This window comes from Citrobacter sp. VF227, from assembly GCF_052950715.1.
This window is the reverse complement of sequence record NZ_JBRFVF010000454.1, coordinates 1-456: the sequence shown is the minus strand read 5'-3', so window position 1 is coordinate 456 and position 456 is coordinate 1. Positions and strand designations below refer to the sequence as shown.

Genomic DNA, 456 nt, shown 5'->3' with positions numbered 1-456 from the left:
GCCTTTAACAATGCCTCTCTGGGTTACGTACACGCTATGGCGCACTAGTTGGGTGGCTTCTACGATCTGCCGCACGGCGTATGTAATGCTGTGTTGCTGCCACATGTGCAGGTCTTTAACAGCAAAGTAGCTGCCGCTCGCCTGCGCGATTTCGCAGGGGCAATGGGCGTGAACGTTGTTGGTTTGAGCGCAGAGCAAGGGGCAGAAGCCTGCATTACGGCGATCCGCGAACTGGCGCAGAAAGTGAATATTCCGGCTGGTCTGCGTGAGCTGAACGTGAAGGAAGAGGATATTGCCGTACTGGCGACCAATGCCCTGAAAGATGCCTGCGGCTTCACTAACCCGATTCAGGCGACTCATGACGAAATCATGGCGATCTAGCGCGCTGCCATGTAATTCGTGATACCTGTCGCAAAGCAGTAAATTGCTGGCGAATAATTCGCCAGCCCCGTCCAC

At 54.8% G+C, this 456-nt stretch carries 1 pseudogene; it reads left to right on the top strand.

What is annotated here, in order from left to right:
• Window positions 1-381: pseudogene (locus ACU8YC_RS27295) on the top strand (L-threonine dehydrogenase); the annotation flags it as partial.
• Window positions 382-456 lie beyond the last annotated feature (75 nt).